Annotated in this window: 12 protein-coding genes; 5 read left to right on the top strand and 7 right to left on the bottom strand. The window is 43.2% G+C overall.

Features of this window, described 5'->3' with window-relative positions; genetic code table 11:
- Positions 1-41: 41 nt before the first annotated feature.
- The 3 genes from H140_RS0100060 to infA all read left to right on the top strand — a co-directional run bounded on the left by H140_RS0100060 (position 42) and on the right by infA (position 2,750).
- The gene (locus H140_RS0100060) at positions 42-1,169 is read left to right on the top strand and encodes an asparaginase (protein ID WP_019671607.1); all 1,128 of its coding nucleotides are present in this window, start codon (positions 42-44) and stop codon (positions 1,167-1,169) included.
- Positions 1,170-1,295: 126 nt separating this feature from the next.
- On the top strand, positions 1,296-2,261 hold the full coding sequence (gene truA, locus H140_RS0100055) for a tRNA pseudouridine(38-40) synthase TruA (RefSeq protein ID WP_019671606.1): 966 nt from the start codon (positions 1,296-1,298) through the stop codon (positions 2,259-2,261).
- A 264-nt stretch (positions 2,262-2,525) separates the two neighbouring features.
- A complete protein-coding gene (infA, locus tag H140_RS0100050; protein WP_019671605.1) occupies positions 2,526-2,750 on the top strand; it encodes a translation initiation factor IF-1 in 225 nt (74 codons plus the stop codon).
- Positions 2,751-3,034: 284 nt separating this feature from the next.
- Here the strand turns inward: infA and leuB are convergent, their stop codons facing one another.
- From leuB to leuC, 4 genes are all read right to left on the bottom strand, one after another.
- The gene (leuB, locus tag H140_RS0100045; RefSeq protein ID WP_019671604.1) at positions 3,035-4,138 is read right to left on the bottom strand and encodes a 3-isopropylmalate dehydrogenase; all 1,104 of its coding nucleotides are present in this window, start codon (positions 4,136-4,138) and stop codon (positions 3,035-3,037) included.
- 81 nt (positions 4,139-4,219) lie between these two features.
- Positions 4,220-4,870 (bottom strand): 3-isopropylmalate dehydratase small subunit, encoded by a 651-nt coding sequence (leuD, locus tag H140_RS0100040; RefSeq protein WP_019671603.1) that lies wholly within the window; start codon positions 4,868-4,870, stop codon positions 4,220-4,222.
- A 90-nt stretch (positions 4,871-4,960) separates the two neighbouring features.
- Complete coding sequence (locus tag H140_RS0100035) at positions 4,961-5,263, bottom strand: hypothetical protein (RefSeq protein WP_019671602.1); 303 nt, start codon at positions 5,261-5,263, stop codon at positions 4,961-4,963.
- A 46-nt stretch (positions 5,264-5,309) separates the two neighbouring features.
- Entirely contained in the window at positions 5,310-6,758 is a 1,449-nt protein-coding gene (gene leuC, locus H140_RS0100030) for a 3-isopropylmalate dehydratase large subunit (protein WP_019671601.1), read from the bottom strand.
- A gap of 347 nt (positions 6,759-7,105) precedes the next feature.
- Here leuC and H140_RS0100025 point away from each other — a divergent pair, with 347 nt between their 5' ends.
- Together H140_RS0100025 and putP are read left to right on the top strand one after the other, a co-directional pair.
- Entirely contained in the window at positions 7,106-7,978 is an 873-nt protein-coding gene (locus H140_RS0100025; protein WP_019671600.1) for a LysR family transcriptional regulator, read from the top strand.
- 265 nt (positions 7,979-8,243) lie between these two features.
- Entirely contained in the window at positions 8,244-9,743 is a 1,500-nt protein-coding gene (gene putP / locus H140_RS0100020; protein WP_019671599.1) for a sodium/proline symporter PutP, read from the top strand.
- Positions 9,744-9,902: 159 nt separating this feature from the next.
- Here putP and H140_RS0100015 read toward each other — a convergent pair whose 3' ends face one another.
- From H140_RS0100015 to H140_RS0100005, 3 genes are all read right to left on the bottom strand, one after another.
- Positions 9,903-11,495, bottom strand: coding sequence for a porin family protein (locus H140_RS0100015; protein ID WP_019671598.1), 1,593 nt, complete (start codon positions 11,493-11,495; stop codon positions 9,903-9,905).
- 243 nt (positions 11,496-11,738) lie between these two features.
- A complete protein-coding gene (locus H140_RS15000; RefSeq protein ID WP_019671597.1) occupies positions 11,739-15,476 on the bottom strand; it encodes a transferrin-binding protein-like solute binding protein in 3,738 nt (1,245 codons plus the stop codon).
- 571 nt (positions 15,477-16,047) lie between these two features.
- On the bottom strand, positions 16,048-16,470 hold a 423-nt coding region (locus tag H140_RS0100005; RefSeq protein ID WP_019671596.1), incomplete at its 5' end, for a transferrin-binding protein-like solute binding protein.

Raw genomic sequence — 16,470 nt, 5'->3', positions numbered from 1 at the left:
AGTCAAACCAAACAAGTTAAATCAAATAAAAGAAAACCGCTATGACTGCACCACAATCGACCGCAAGTGACCTACCATCGAATACTTCAGCGCAACCTATCGACTCAGCAGCCACTGCCAACACAGCCATCAATCAGCCGCTACAACTCATCTATGCTGGCGGTACTTTTGGCAGCTATGGTAAGCCGTTAGCGGCATTGCCTGCCGATGAGTTTTTGCCAGTGCTGCTTGAGCATATCCAGCAGCAGCTGACCCCACACGTACAAGTCCTGCCCAATACTTGTGTTAAAGACAGTAGCCAGTTAACACCGATCGATTTGACCCACTTTTTTAGCATAATTTTAGACAGCTACGCTCAAGGACATCGTCAATTTGTACTGATAACTGGTACAGATACCTTAAGTTATTTAGGCTCGTTTTTGGCTGAGGCCTTTGCTGGCTCAGATGTCTGCATCGTCCTAACTGCCAGTATGCGTCCTTTGTTCGATGCTGAGCAACTACACTCTTATCAAATCGATGCCAACAGTGATGCTTGGGGCAATCTAACGCAAGCCGTTGGGTTAGCCAGTCATGGTGATCCTGGCGTATATATTGCCATCGCAGAAGAATCTTGGCCGGCGCAAACCGTGCAAAAAATCCACAGCCATGACCTAATGGCGTTTACTGGTCATCATCGTGCTGGCTACCCAGCCAACAGTTATGACAAACGACTGCCTACAGCAAGACGCCAAAACTGGATTGAAGACAGCCGAGCCAAACTTAATGATATTAAACACAATGCACAATCGGTAAATATTGCTACCCTTTACTGTATGCCTAATAATGATGGCTGGTTGGCAGATCAACTGGCGGCACTAACACAGCAGCCAGCAATGGGCATCATCTTAATTGGTTTTGGTGCCGGTAATATCCCTTATACTGAGGCACTGGCAACTACCATGGATACGCTATATAAGCAGGGACACATGCTGGTGTGTGGTACGCAATGCCCATTTGGCGGCGTGAGTGACACTTATGCGGCAGGCAGCTGGCAGTATGAGCATCACGTTTTGTCTGCTGGACGCCTGACTTTACCAGCAGTGTATGCACGTCTGCTGTGGCTACATCTGGCTTACGACACCCCTGCTCGTCGTCGTCAGCGCTGGCGTCATAGTGTGCAAAAAGTGTAAAGCACATCCACGCAGCACACGTAACTCAAGTAGTATACATAGCCCAAGTAGCCCAAGTAGCACACGTAGTAACACCGTAACGCCCCATTCGTTTTAGACATATTTATTCCCATATTTGGCACTATCATGACTTCTGTAACTTCCAATAACTGTGCAACTGACTTAGCAACAGACGCAGCCAACAATCTAGGCACAAGCCTAGCCGCAAGCCATAACTCCAAGCCTTTGACGGAGTCGACGGCAGAGACAACACCGACAACCAAGGCGGACTCTCATCTTCAAACTTATGCCATAGGTATCGAGTTCAACGGTGCTAATTATCGAGGCTGGCAGAGACAGCAAGAAGTATTGTGTGTGCAACAAGTGCTAGAAGAGACGCTCAGCAAGATTGCCAATGAGCCGATCGAGGTCGTTGCCGCTGGACGTACCGATGCGGGTGTCCATGCCGGCAATATGCTGGCACACTTCACCACTCGTGCTCAGCGTGGTATCTACAACTGGATGCGAGGCGCCAACAGTCTGCTGCCAGACGATATCGCACTGCGCTGGATTCAGCCGATGCCAGACGATTTCCATGCCCGCTTTGGCGCCATTGCACGTCGCTATCGCTATATCACCTTAAATCAGCCACAGCGTCCTGCCATGCTCAGCCATCTGGTAACCCACATTCATGAGCCACTGGATTTGGCACGGATGCAACAAGCCGCCGCTTATATTGAAGGTACTCATGACTTTAGTAGCTTTCGAGCAGCGGCTTGCCAGTCTAAGCAGCCGGTACGCAATATTCATCACGCTCAGCTGTTTGAGCATGGGCAGTTTTTGGTATTCGATATCAAAGCCGATGGCTTTTTGCATCACATGGTGCGCAACCTAATGGGGACTTTATTTGCCATCGGTCGTGGCGAGCTGCAACCAGAAGATTATTTGCGCTTATTACAAGCCAAAGATCGTACTTTAGCACCACCAACTGCAGCGCCTGATGGGCTATATTTTATTAATGCTTATTACCCTGAGCCTTATCAGTCGTTATTACCAGAGTTGCCACTGACCCCGCAATGGCTGAATCTACCAGACACCATTTGTCAGCCATAATCTGATGAGCAGTATGATTAGCCATTTGATTTTAGCGGTACATCAGACGTCGGTTATCTTAGTTAACATTTATTTTAAGTTTAATTTTTACTTTGTTTAGCTATTATGTAAAAAGCTGTAACCACATTGGCCGCATGGTTTGCTAAAACAATGCTAGTTCAGTATAATACGTGCCTACAATTTTATTTCATGTGTTCATTAATCTGAAATTTAACTTACATTGAATTAACTTACATTCATTGAAACGGGCAAACCCAAATAATTATGGCAAAAAAAGACGATATTATCGAATTTGAAGGTGAAGTAATTGACACCCTTCCTAACACCCTTTTTAAAGTACGCCTAGAAAATGGGCACGAAATCATCGCCCATATCTCAGGTAAAATGCGTAAGCACTACATTCGCATCCTAACCGGCGATAAAGTTAAGGTTGAAATGACACCTTACGACTTGACCAAAGGTCGTATCACTTATCGTGGTAAAAACTAATAGCGTACACTCTATACCTTAATAGGCAGGCTAATACTGAATACTAATACGTTAGTGAGTGAGTAACTAATACCCAGTCAATTAGCACCGCCTATCAAAAAAGCCGTTCCTTTAATAATAAGAACGGCTTTTTTTGGTGCCTAATATTAAGTATCTGATATTAAATATCTAATACCTTTTCTGAAAAATAACCTATCTTTGTCAAACTCGCTAAACCTACTACTTGTAGCGTTTGCACTCTTTTTCCTCGATATCTTAATTTTCAGATTTGGTATAATATTCAATTACGCCAACTTCGCCAAGACTGCCTGACCAATCTCTTGACAGCCCACTAAGCGCAGACCCGATTCGCTGGTATCCATGATATCACCCGTACGTAGACCATCATCTAATACATCACTGACTGCTTGTTCAATAGCAGCGGCTGAGGCTTCATGCTTAAAGGTATAACGCAGCATCATCGCCACTGATAAGATAGTCGCTAATGGGTTCGCTTTGTCTTGACCAGCAATATCCGGCGCACTGCCATGACAAGGCTCATACATACCTTTGCCATTTTCATCCAAGCTGGCCGATGGCAGCATACCAATAGAACCGGTCAACATCGCCGCTTCGTCCGACAAGATATCACCAAACATATTACCAGTAACCATCACATCAAACTGCTTAGGATCACGTACTAACTGCATACACGCATTATCGGCATACATATGGCTCAGCGCCACTTCTGGGTAATCAGCTTGTTGCAGCTTAATCATGGTTTGCTTCCACAGCTCAGTGACTTCTAATACGTTGGCTTTGTCCACCGAGCATACTTTGGCTGGCGTACCCTTGGCTTTGGCACGCACTTGCGCCAAATCAAAGGCGACTTTACCAATACGTTCAATCTCTGACGTCTTATACACCATGGTGTTATAGCCTTGCTGTTCACCATTGTCTAAGGTGCGAATGCCACGTGGCTCACCAAAGTAAATACCACCAGTCAACTCACGTACAATCAGCAAATCCAAGCCTGAGATGATTTCAGGCTTTAAGCTTGAGGCATTGACCAGTTGTGGATACAGCTTAGCCACACGTAAATTAGCAAATAAGCCCAGCTCACTGCGAATCTTTAGCAGTCCACGCTCAGGACGAATGCTACGCTCAATACCATCCCATTTTGGACCACCAACCGCACCTAATAAAACGGCATCGGCTTGACGGGCTTTTGCCAACGTCTCATCCGGAAGGGGTACGCCATGATTATCAATAGCGACGCCACCGATATCAGCAGCTTCAAGGGTGATACCCAGCTCAAACTTGTCATTCACTGCTTTTAAAACGTCAACGGCTTGAGTCATAATCTCAGGGCCAATGCCATCACCTGCTAGTGTTAGTACGGTTGCCATATGTGTTATTCCTAAATTTAAGTTACATTATTTTTTGTTTTAATCAGCTTGGCTGTTTTGGTCATTACAAGCCCGCGCGTGTTAGGCTTTTACATCATTAAAAATCCAAGGTGTTTGCTGCTGCTTCTTGGCTTCATAGGCCTTGATGGCATCGCTTTGTTGTAAGGTCAGGCCAATATCATCCAAGCCATTTAACAGGCAATGCTTACGGAACTCATCCACTTCAAATGGATATTCAGTGCCATCTGGGGTCACTACCACTTGACGCTCAAGGTCAGCAGTCAGCTCATAGCCCTCATTGGCAAAGCACTGCTCAAATAGCTCATCCACTTGTGTTTCGGTTAATACAATCGGCAACATACCATTTTTAAAGCAGTTGTTATAAAAAATATCGGCAAAGCTTGGGGCAATCACGGTACGAAAACCGTACTCTGATAACGCCCAAGGCGCATGCTCACGACTAGAGCCACAGCCAAAGTTGTCACGTGCCAGCAAAATAGTGGCACCTTGATAACGTGGCTGGTTGAGCACAAAATCAGGATTGACTGGACGTTTTGAGTTATCTTGACCAGGAAAACCTTCGTCTAAATAACGCCAATCATCAAATAAATTAACGCCAAAGCCCGTACGCTTAATTGATTTTAAAAACTGCTTGGGGATAATCTGGTCGGTATCGACGTTTGAGCGATCTAATGGGCAAACAATGCCAGTTTGAATGTTATAAGCTTGCATGGTGGTTCCTTAATATTTTATTGCTTAAATAAGAGCCGTTTATTAATACTTTCGCAGTAAGAATGTCAATAAAACTAACAAATCTTGAATTCATGAGAAGTATTTAAAGTGGATTTTATTATGTAAGCCCAGTATTAAATTATTTACTTGTTCATAATTGACGAATTTCTCTGATTTATCATTGACCTCAATAGTAGCGACTTTGATGTCATTTATATGGCATGTCCAATGAACCATAGGAACTGCGACACTTGCTAATGGATAGACCTCTAATACATCCAAAATGAGAGAATCAATAGCATTTGGTTTTAGACTAACTTTAGCATCATGCGGAGCATCACAATCATCTCCCATACATACCGAGTCTCTTGTTATCTCAAACTCAACATGCATTTGAAGCACCCTAGAGTAAACCTGAAAATCCTATATCTTAAACAGTTTAAAACGTCCGCACATCGACAAAATGACCAGCCAATGCTGCTGCTGCCGCCATTGCAGGACTGACCAAATGGGTACGACCGCCATTACCTTGACGACCCTCAAAGTTACGGTTTGAAGTGGACGCACAGTGCTCTTGTGGCTGCAATTTATCGGCATTCATCGCCAAGCACATCGAACAACCTGGCTCACGCCACTCAAAGCCTGCCTCGACAAATAGCTTATCTAAGCCCTCTTCTTCGGCTTGTTTTTTCACTTGTCCTGAGCCCGCTACTACGATGGCCTCTTTAATGTTATCAGCGACTTTGCGACCTTTAATCACTGAAGCTGCCGAGCGCAAATCCTCAATACGTGAGTTGGTACAAGAACCAATAAAGATACGGTCTAATTTAATATCCGTAATTGGTTGGCCTGCCTCTAGACCCATATACTCATAAGCACGGCTCCAAGCCTCTGCCTGCACCTCATCTTTTGCCTGATCCAGTGTCGGTACATTTTGGGTGACATCCACCACCATTTCAGGCGAGGTACCCCAAGATACTTGTGGCGCAATATCACTGGCATCCAGCTCAACGATGGCATCAAAATGTGCGCCTTCGTCTGAATGTAAGGTATTCCAATACGCAACCGCTTGTTGCCACTGCTCACCAGTTGGCGCATAAGGACGGCCTTTAACATACTCAATGGTGGTGTCATCAACCCCTACCATACCCACACGAGCACCAGCTTCAATCGCCATATTACAGACGGTCATCCGCCCTTCCATGCTCATGTTTTTGAACACATCACCAGCAAATTCGATGGCATAACCAGTACCCCCTGCGGTACCGATTTTGGCAATAATCGCCAACACCACATCTTTGGCCGTAACGCCCTCACCCAGCTCACCATCGACACGAATTAGCATGTTTTTTGACTTTTTTTGTACCAAGCACTGGGTTGCAAGCACATGTTCTACTTCTGAGGTGCCAATACCGTGCGCCAAACAGCCCAAAGCACCATGCGTGGCAGTATGTGAATCACCGCACACCACTGTCATACCTGGCAATACTAAGCCTTGCTCAGGACCAACAACATGCACAATACCTTGGCGATCATCATTGATGGTAAACTCAGCAATGTTAAATTTGGCACAGTTATCATCTAAGGTTTTTACCTGTAAGCGTGACACCTTGTCTTTAATGCCGACCACCCCTTCTAGGCGCTCTTTGCGCACGGTCGGTACGTTATGATCTGGCGTGGCAATATTTGCGGATAGGCGCCAAGGCTGACGATTGGCCAGTGACAAACCTTCAAAGGCTTGTGGGCTAGTCACTTCATGCAACAAATGGCGGTCGATATATATCAGACTTGAGCCATCATCACGCTGACTGACCAAGTGGGCATCCCAAAGTTTGTCATAAAGTGTTCTTGCCGTATTTGTGTTTGCATTTGCTTGTATGGCTGACATGAAAAACTTCCTTGCTGGCATAAAAGGTTTGGTAAATATTTTAGATAAAATAGACTATATATTAATAGACGTTATCTTATTATAATAAGGAAAACAATAAGTAATAAAACTGTCTTGCTACTATTGAGATTATAACAGCTTAGTTATATAATAATAATTGATGATTTTTATTATAAAGAAAACTTTATGTTATAATACTATTTTAATAATTAGTCAAGCGTTACTTTTAGCAGTCGATATATAAAGTCTAAGTTATTGCAGATCTCTGTTATTAATAGACCTCTGTTATTAATAGACTCTGTTATTAATGTTGCTAACACTACCTCAACTCAAGTTTTAGGCTAACCATGAATACCACAAATTTAACAACCTTTATCACTGTAATGCAAACAGGCAGTATCTCAGGGGCGGCTGAAAAACTTTTTATCACCCAGCCAGCTGTCAGCAAGCGCATTAAAAATCTTGAAGACGAGTTCAAAGTCACTTTATTTGACACTTTAGGTCGTGGCATCGTGCCCACTGCGGCTGCAAATGAGCTGTTACCGCACGCTAAGCGCTGGCTTGATGACTATGATAATTTCAAAATCAATATCCAAAACTCACAACAGACCATTTCTGGTAAATTGGTCATAGGTACCAGCCATCATATTGGGCTGCATCACTTGCCACCAGTGTTAAAGCAATTTATCCAAACCTATCCCTCTGTGCAGCTTGAAGTGCACTTTGTCGACTCGGAAGCTGCACACAAAGCGGTATTAGATGGTGAATTGTCACTGGCATTTTTGACCTTACCGCCTGTTTATGACAAGCGTTTGACCTATCACACTTTATGGTCGGACCCATTGTTTTTTGTCACTGGCACACTGTCGCCGTTAGCACAAAAAACCAATGTGACGCTTGAACAATTGGCGCACTATTCAGCAATCTTGCCAGCAGCCAATACCTTTACCAGTCAAATTACCTTGGCAGAATTTGCCAAACAAAACTTAAAACCTTACGCCACCATGACCACCAACCCACTCGAATCTATTCGTATGCTGGTGTCTGTCGGTCTTGGCTGGTCCGTACTGCCACAAACCCTAATCAATCAAGACTTGGCCTATATTGATATGGCAAATGACTTAGAATTACAGCGCTACCTTGGCGTGGTAATCAACCCAAGTCTCACTCGCTCTGCCAGTGTCGACGCCTTGATGCGTATGTTAGCCCCGATTGAATAGTAGCAACCAGTCACCTTAGCGACAGCTCTGGACTGTATTCGTATTGCTCTTCTTTTTGCTTTATAATGCTGTTATATTGCCAAAAGTTAATGGAATATAATCATCCACTTAAATACGAGAGGGTGTAAACTCTTTGCCCCACTGAGCTTGGTAAAACAATTCATTAACTTTTGTTAATACACTTTTAATATTCATAAAAAAACCATTATGATATACCACATAATGGTTTTTTTATTCTTAAAATTGTTCACCAAAGGATAGTGTTATGAACGAAATTGAATCTGGCGTGCTGGTCTCGCTCGGTCTTTATTTTATACTGATGATCGGTATTGGTATTTGGGCCTATTTTAAACAAGATAAGGACTCAGCGGGTTATATGCTGGGTGGTCGCAATCTTAGTCCAGGTGTAGCCGCCCTGTCTGCTGGCGCATCAGATATGTCAGGTTGGCTATTACTTGGTTTGCCAGGTTATATGTATGGCTCAGGTTTAGTTAGTATTTGGATTGCGCTAGGACTTACCCTCGGTGCTTTTGCAAATTACTTATTGGTTGCTCCTCGACTACGTGTTTACACCGAAATTGCTGATAATGCCATCACTTTGCCTGACTACTTTGCCAACCGATTTGAGGATAAATCGCATCTTTTAAGAGTTATCTCTGCAATAGTAATTATTTTATTCTTTACCGTTTATACGGCTGCAAGTCTTGCAGGTGGTGGTAAACTATTTGACAGCGCTTTAGGCATGTCATATAGCTCTGGCCTTTGGGTGACTGCTGGTGTGGTCGTTATTTATACCTTATTCGGTGGTTTTTTGGCAGTATCAACTACCGACTTTGTTCAGGGCATGATTATGTTATTTGCAATGATCATTGTTCCAGTCGTGGCATTCACGGACTTAGGCGGAGTTGGTGCAACCACCAATGCCATTCGTAATATTGATCCACAAATGCTAAACATCTTTCATGGCATGAGCTTCTTTGGCATTTTGTCACTTTTGGCATGGGGATTGGGTTATTTTGGCCAACCTCATATTATTGTGCGCTTTATGGCCATTCGTTCTGTCAAAGACGTGCCTACTGCACGCCGCATCGGTATGAGTTGGATGATTGTTAGTTTAATTGGGGCGTTAATGACTGGCTTTGCAGGTCGTGCCTATGTCCAAAAAACAGCCATGACCTTAGATGATCCTGAGACTATCTTCTTAGTGTTTACTGATTTCTTATTTCATCCTTTAGTATCTGGCTTTTTATTGGCAGCAATTTTAGCCGCCATTATGAGCACCATTTCGTCACAATTATTGGTGGTTTCTAGCTCTCTAACTCGAGATGTATATAAGCTGTTTTTTGACAAAGAAGCACCAGAATCACGTCAAGTATTGGTCGGTCGCATCTCTGTTGTATTGGTTGCGGTAGTCGCTATTTTCTTAGCCAGAGATCCAGACAGTTCAGTATTAAACTTAGTATCTAATGCTTGGGCTGGTTTTGGTGCTGCCTTTGGCCCGTTAGTATTGATCAGCTTGATGTGGAAGCGTATGAATCGTAATGGTGCATTGGCTGGTATGATTGTCGGTGCCTTGACGGTTATCGTATGGATTTATGGTGACTTTGAAACAGTAGATGGCGTTGCGCTCAATAGCTGGTTATATGCCATTATTCCTGGCTTTATCCTAAGCTCTATCGCTATCGTTATCACTAGTCTGGCAACGGCTGAGCCTAGTCCACATATCACAGCAAAATATGAACAAATGGAAAGTATGCTCGATTAATCAATAGCTACTCTATTCATCACCTGCCATACAATCAAAAACCTCGCTATTTTAACATAGCGAGGTTTTTTGATTGACTTTAAGGTCTGTTGCACTATCGCCACATGTACTAAATAGTAGGAACCGTATAGAAAACTTCATTTTCGTATAAAAATAGAACTAGAAAGTTTTGGTCAGCATAATAGTTGCCGTTTTATCGTCTCTGTCGTCATAATAAGCAAAATTACTACTTGTCTTATCATAATCGAGTACCAAACGCGGGGTTAAGCCTAACACTGAAAAATCACGCTTCCAAATCTGCAACCCAATAGACGTCGTTTTGTCTTTGCGCTTACTGCCCGGCTTACCACCAAAGGTGTTGTAATAACCCAGTAAGGCACCACCTGATAAATCTTTAGCAGGGTTTTCGTATTTCTTTACCCCGTATCCTAACGTTGTCAGGGTTGAAATACCTTGGCTCCATTCACGTCCCCACCCCACGTTGACCGAGTTGCGATCATAACTAATAATTTTGGCTTTGGGCACATCATTCTCATAATAACCAATACCACCATAAAAATACTGATTGGCATCTTGAATATATAAACCATTTAGACCATAAAAACGGCCATCGGTTTCACGGTTTTTATTCACACTGTCATCAAAAGTTTCGTTCGAAAAAATCCCAGTAGCGGTCAATTTTAGCTTAGGCTTCACCCAACGTGAGGCTTTTAAGGTCACCCCTTTACGCCAACTGTAAGGGTCTTCACTATAATAACGTTTGGTGACAAATGGAGTGACAGAAAAGTCATTTTTGGCGTCATCATAGCCGACACCAGTTGAAGCAGTAAATAGGTAGTCATTGTATTCACTTTTGTCCCAATAGCCCTTTATCAATGCATTACCACCGACAGTCGCATAATAATTTTTTGATAAGTTAATGCGCTTATTAGCGCTTGCAGAGACAAGCAAGCCTTTACCAGACTCTGGCCTAGGAGTTGTACCCAACTGACTTGTTAACGGTCTTTCAGGTACATCATTTAAGTTTTTGTCATATAAATAGCTGACTGACGCATTAAACTGCCACTTTTCTTGACGCTCAATACGATCAATTAAACGAGTAACACTAGCCATGACTGGCTCTGGAATATCTGCCCCTCGCAGCTTTTGCAGCTGATCTTCTGCTGCGGCATATTGCTTATCTGCATACAAAGCTTGTGCCATATTCAAGCGCACTGGATGAAAATCAGGATTCTCTGCCAACATATCTTTATAAATAGCGATCGCTTGTTTGTTCTTACCCTGACTACGATAGACCAAAGCATCAGCAAACTTGATTAACAGCGGATCATTAACTTGTAAGCTCTTATAATGCGGTAATAAAGCCTGTACTGTGGCCATATCTTGTGCTGCCAATGCCAAATTTAAAAACCGAGTAAAAGCAACTGGATCTGCTTTTAAGGCTTCTAAATCATAGCTTTGCACCTGTTGCTCTGGTCTGCGCTCATCTAATGCATCTTTAATCTCTTCTGTGGTCACTCTGGCAGTTGGCACCGTCTTATCAAGTACGGCATTTTGCCGCTCTAAACGCTCAAGCTCGGTTGCTTGGTCAATAGCTCCGTCTCTAATATTAGCAAAGTCATTGATTGTCGACTCAGGGGATACAGGCTCAGTGGTTGTGGGAAGATTAACAGCATAGGCCAAAGGTATGTAGGCGGTGCTCAATAATAAAGCGGAGGCGGTGATTTTTTTCAAAAAAAATGAGTGTGTCATAGTTATCCCTAACAAATTTACTAAACTTTAAACAGCTCAGTAAGTTTATCCATATATCAAAATAATAAAAATAAAAGCTATAGCTGGGTTGCGCCTATGCTATGGCTGAGTAAAGCTTAATTTAAGTGATATCTTAACATTTTCTATCTTTAACTATAAGACACCATTGATAATTTTTTTCGATAAAAAAAGCGCCATTAAGGCGCTTTTTTTATTAAATCAGTCAACTATATTGGTCAAGATTTACTGAACTTTCTCAGCACCGAAGGTACCTTGGAATTTAGTACCTGTTCCTGGTGTCGTACCTTTACCACCTTCAACTGACGCATCTTGGTAAATACCACCTAAGAACTGAGCGTCTTCACCGTAGAAGCCACCCGCAGTATCGATACCATTAACGTTACCAGCAAAGGTATTGCCATCGATGGTCGCTTCAATACCGATCTTACCGGTTGGGTTGTATTTGAAGTCACCAGTAAAGGCAAGCTCACCTTTCACTGAGTTGTTCACAAAGTCGACATCGAAGTTTGAAGTACCATCAACAGGTGCAAACGAGCCTGTATCACCTAAGTGAATGTTCTCAATGTAAGTGGCGCTACCTGCGTATGAGGCTTTACCCTCGTTCACTTGCTTTAAGTAATCAATGTCTTCTTGAGCGGTTAGATGACCTTGGACATAGACGTTAGCCACACGCGATACAGCGCCCACTGCAGAATCTAGGTCGCCATAGACATGACCGACTTGCATTTGGGCATCAAAGCTTTTGTATACAGACTTATAGTTAAGCGTTGGATTAAAAGAACCTTTACCAGCATCAACAGTTACTTTTCCACCGCCTGTCTTTAAATCAACAGCAATAGGCTTAAGTACACTGGCTGGTTGCACCATGTCACCACGAACCACGCCTTTGTCAAAGCTAGTGAAATTGTTACCTTGACCATTATCTACGGGTACTTCTGCACCATCCTTGGTTGTTGTTTCTGTAAAATCTGAAGCATCATCACGAATCGCTACATAACCAATTGCATTTTCAAGTTGACCTAGACCAAATGGTAATGTCTTCTCTTTACTACTTAGTGTTGTAGACTGGAAGCCGGTCATTTCAGGGTCAGGTGCAACGTCTGGGTTGACTGGTGCATTAGGATCTACTGGCTCTACAGGATCTGTCACTGGTTTCACTCTTTCAGCACCATAAGTACCTTGAACGCCATTACCTGCGTAGACACCACCTAAATAGTTAGCACCTTTCCCAAAGAATCCGCCAGAAGTATTGATACCATTAACATTGCCTGTAAAGGTATTGCCTTTAATATCAGCGCCAATGGTAACTTTGTTAGAAGTAGTGAATGTTAACTCGCCACTAACAGACTTGTTGACAAAATCAACATCAAACTTAGACTTACCGTCAACATCAAGTGTATCACCTGCTTTATAGGTTGCTACACCAGCATATTCAGCTTTACCGTCTGTAGTTTCTTTACCATCAGCCAGTTTTTGCAAATCACCTAAGTTGGTTGCATTACCTTGAACAAAGGTGGTTGAAACTGGTGAACGATTTTGACTTAGGTATCTGATATCACCGTACACATGACCAATCTGCATCTGTTTATCAAAGTTATTGTAAACAGACGTATAGTTTAAGTCATTAGCAATCAGTGATCCTAAGGCATTTCTACCGAGTATTTCGACACTACCCTCTGTTTTGCTAAAGCCATTACTTAGTGTTTCACCTCTAGAGACTGAAACCTCAGCGACACTACCAAAGTAGCTATTACCCGCTTCATTTTCACGTAATACTAAGGTGTCATAACTGGCAGATTTATTTGCTAATGCCGTTGATTTATCATCTAAACCTATATCTTGGAAACCAGAGATGACTGAGTCAGGCTCATCAAACTGATTGGCCAAGATTTCTGCTGCATCGGCTCTTGCTTGCGCTTCTGCTGCTGCTGCCTCTGCTTCTGCTTTTGCAGTTAGTGCTTCTTGCTTCTCTTTATTGGCCGCTTCAGTATCCTTAGCTGCTTGTGCTGCTGCTGCTGTGGCTTTTTCTGCTTCCGCTTTGGCTGCATCTGCAGCCGTATTGGCTTCAGCAACTAATTTCTCAGCTTCCGCTTTGGCATCACCGATGGCTTTATCAGCAGCTGCCTTGGCATCTAGGGCTTCTTGTTCAGCAGCTTGTTGTGCCTTTTCAGCGGCTGCTTGTGCTTCCTTGGCTGCGGCCTCAGCAGCTTGTGCTTTAATCGCTACCTCTTCAGCGGCTTGTTGCGCCTCTTCTGCTAAGCGTGCACGCTCTAACGCTGATTCTAACGCGCTTTCACCATCACCAGCATTTTCAAGATTCGCTTTCGCTTGCTCTAATGCTGCTTGTGCTTTCTGGGCATCAGCTTGCGCTTTCTCTGCTGCTGCTTTAGCAGCATCTGCTGCTGCTTGCTGCTCTGCAATGGCCGCTTGTGCTGCGTCTGCTTTAGCTTGTGCATCTAGGGCGGCTTGTTCGGCTGCTGTTTGTACATCCGACTTGGCACCATATGTACCTTGAGCGCCGTTACCTTCGTAAACACCACCTAGGTATTGTGCATCACCACCGTAGAATCCACCTTCGGTTGCATAACCAGCATTGTCTGCTGCGGCGCCTGAGTATTGGTTACCATCAATACCCGCTTTAAGGGCAATGTCACCGGCTTGGGCAAAGCTTAATTTACCTTCTAGGCTCTTAGCCACAAAGTCAGCAGTAAACACAGATGAACCAAACTCAATCTCATTACCTAAGCCCAGCTTACGATGGGTCGCATCACCGGTATAGCCGACGGTACCTTCGGTTGGTACGTTGGCAGCTTGGGTGGCGTTACCAAGTGCAGCCACACCATCTACTGGAATGTTTGTACCGCTAAGACTGGCAGCACCATCGATGTGACCGATGCGCATGTCATCACCATAGTCTTTGTAGACTGAGGTGTATTCAAGTGGTAGCTCACCCAATTGAGTTGGAATTTTGGTGGTGTCATTATGACTCATAAAGCCATTGCTAAGCGCTTTATCACCTGCACCTGAGATATTGACATCCACTTTAGGTAATAAGTTATTAGAAGCAATGTCAGCTCGAGCGATAACATTGTCTTCACCAATGTCAAAATCACGTGTGGTCACAGTAAAGTCGCTTGGCAACCCAGCGGCTGTTGTACCAACATTGATAGTTTGTACACCGCTCTTCGCTGACTCAGGCGCATTCTTAATTTTGGCGGCATCTTGAGCCTCTGCAGCGGCATTAATAATACCTTGCGCTTCTTCAGTTTTTGCTTGCGCCGCAGCCAAGGCATCTTGTGCAGCCTGTTGCGCAGCTTGTAGTGCTTTTATTGCCTCTTCCGCTTGTGCCGCTTTTTCCTCAGCGGCCGCTTGCAAGGCTTCGGTATTACCACCACTTGCGCTTAGTGCATCTTCAAGATCTTGTTTGGCCTTCTCTGCTTCTGCTAAAGCAGCTTCGGCTTCGGCTTTGACTTTTTCTAATTCAGCCTTAAGTCGCTCTGCTTCTTGCTTGCTTTGTTCAGCTTCAGCTTTGGCTTTTTCTAAGGCATCACTGATGTCATCTGTGATTTCATCGTCTGTTGTTTCAGCTGTTGTATCATCCTCATCGACATTCGATTCAATATCAGAGCCTGTTATATCATTGTTTTCATTATCTGTATTGTCATTGCTCTCAGATTCAATATCACTGCCATTGCTGTCACTTTCTGCAGTATTGTCATTGCTTTCAGATTTAACATCACTGTTTTCATTACCTACAGTATCATTACTATCGGCTTCTTGTTCAGTGGTTTGATTGTCTTCAGGGATGCTAATGGGATCTGAATAATATGAGGTATAGCCACTATCTGATCCGCAGGAAGCTAGTATGACGGATGAGATCAGTACGACGCTGGCTTTTAGGGGAGTGTTGATTTTTTTCGCTGTAGCATTAGCTAAGATTGAATGATCGATAGGCGACATTCTACTTCCTCCATGAAGAGTTGATGATAATCCATTTAAAGATAATATATTACAGTTACTTAACGCACTAAACTAAAGTTAAATAACGGATAAATGTAAACATAGCTAAATATGATATAAAATGTTAAAGATATCAAGTCCAATATTTATTTTGTAACAAGTTAAAATCAAACCACTCCTTTGTTACTCTACATTAACCATAATTAATATGAGTAAATAGCATAACCCATATCAAAAGTAATAGTGTTAGGTCTGAAATAAACCTAGGCCAAACCACTATCACTACTAGAGTGAGTGGCTTACTAAAATATCCTAATAGAGTTATACCACTATATTTGTAACTAAAAGAACATAAATGATGACGAACATCCAGCGCTTAATATGACTGACCATACTATAATATAGCCAGCTAAATAGTTATCATTTTTAGTGGTTTGATCAAAAAAAAGCGCCCTAGGACGCTTTTTTTTATTGTAACTAATTGCTTGTAATCATTAGCTAACCTGATGTTAAGCCTTAGAGTTTAAGCCTTCTAGCTTAAGTTATAAAGCTGACAAGATTAGCTAGAAAACTACTGCTTTTCTGCACCGAAGGTACCTTGGAATTTAGTACCTGTTCCTGGTAAATCGCCTTTGCCACCTTCAACTGACGCATCTTGGTAAATACCACCTAAGAACTGAGCGTCTTCACCGTAGAAACCACCAGCGGTATCGATACCATTAACGTTACCAGCAAAGGTATTGCCATCGATGGTCGCTTCAATGCCGATCTTACCGGTTGGGTTGTATTTGAAGTCACCAGTAAAGGCAAGCTCGCCCTTCACTGAGTTGTTCACAAAGTCGACATCGAAGTTTGAAGTACCATCAACAGGTGCAAACGAGCCTGTATCACCTAAGTGTATGTTCTCAATGTAAGTGGCGCTACCTGCGTATGAGGCTTTACCCTCGTTCACTTGCTTTAAGTAATCAATGTCTTCTTGAGCGGTTAGATGACC

The sequence above is a fragment of the Psychrobacter lutiphocae DSM 21542 genome (genome assembly GCF_000382145.1).
In the GTDB taxonomy this organism is placed as follows: domain Bacteria; phylum Pseudomonadota; class Gammaproteobacteria; order Pseudomonadales; family Moraxellaceae; genus Psychrobacter; species Psychrobacter lutiphocae.
The sequence above is the reverse complement of the archived record's forward strand: the minus strand, read 5'-3'. Positions and strand labels throughout refer to the sequence as shown.